Source organism: Chryseobacterium sp. 2TAF14 (assembly GCF_052115105.1).
Classification (GTDB): domain Bacteria; phylum Bacteroidota; class Bacteroidia; order Flavobacteriales; family Weeksellaceae; genus Chryseobacterium.
The window spans coordinates 1-1,010 of sequence record NZ_JBFRGA010000335.1 but is presented as its reverse complement, the minus strand read 5'-3'; the positions used below and the strand labels follow the sequence as shown (position 1 = coordinate 1,010).

Sequence of the window (1,010 nt, the reverse complement as noted above, 5' to 3'; positions counted from 1 at the left end):
GCACTGTCTTTCGACAGACGCAGTTTTTTTATTTTAGGGCTTTTGCAAACTCCCACATCACAATTCCGCCGCATACACTTACATTTAAAGAATGCTTTGTTCCAAGCTGCGGAATTTCAATAAAAGAATCGATATTCTGCAAAGCTTCATCGCTTATTCCTTCTACTTCATTTCCTAAAATTACCGCATATTTTTTTGTCTTGTCAATGCTGAAATCTGTAATCATCGTACTATTAGTAGTTTGCTCGATTCCTACAACTTCAAAACCCTGGCTTTTTAAATCATTGATAGCTGTGTTAATATCGCTTTCGTAACTCCAGTCTACACTTTCAGTTGCACCCAATGCTGCTTTGTGAATTTCACGATGTGGCGGTTGTGGCGTAATTCCGCACAGTATAATTTTCTGAATCAGAAAAGCATCTGCTGTTCTGAAAGTTGCGCCTACATTGTGCATGCTTCTGATGTTGTCTAAAACAACTACCAACGGAATTTTCTCAACTTTTTTAAAAGTTTCCACATCAATTCTGTTGAGTTCTTCCAATTTTAATTTATTTACCAAAATAATTTTATTTCTTATTTACAATTTACGAATTCTTCTTTAGGAATGGATTTCGATTTTTATTAAATATTTATTTGTGTACATCTGTGCAATCCGTAAAAAGCTCCCACAGATCCCGCAGATTTACACAGATTTTTATAGAATTGAATCTTTTTTACCTTAAATTTTCTTAATTAAAATAAACTTGTTTATTTCTTCATTAATTATCGTTTACTTAAAATCTTAATTTCTTAATGTTGAACATTCAAGTTGTTCTTTACAATTTAATTTATTTTTTTCCCATAATCTGATGTACGTTTTTCTCGATATTCTGAGCAATTGTTTCCATCGGGATATCATTTTCATCATTATTAAAAGGATCTTCAATCTCTTCAGCAATCAGTTCCAGACTCATCAATACATAATATACAAACACCGTCAATGGAATCATAAACAATCCAAGATTGATCAC

General features: G+C 32.3%; 1 protein-coding gene and 1 pseudogene. Both read right to left on the bottom strand.

All coding sequences use genetic code 11. The features are described from left to right. Nucleotides 1-28 precede the first annotated feature (28 nt). Nucleotides 29-559 (bottom strand): RNA methyltransferase, encoded by a 531-nt coding sequence (locus AB4Y90_RS18035; protein WP_441558938.1) that lies wholly within the window; start codon nt 557-559, stop codon nt 29-31. Nucleotides 560-827: 268 nt separating this feature from the next. Next, nucleotides 828-1,010, bottom strand: a pseudogene (locus AB4Y90_RS18030) (hypothetical protein); the annotation flags it as partial.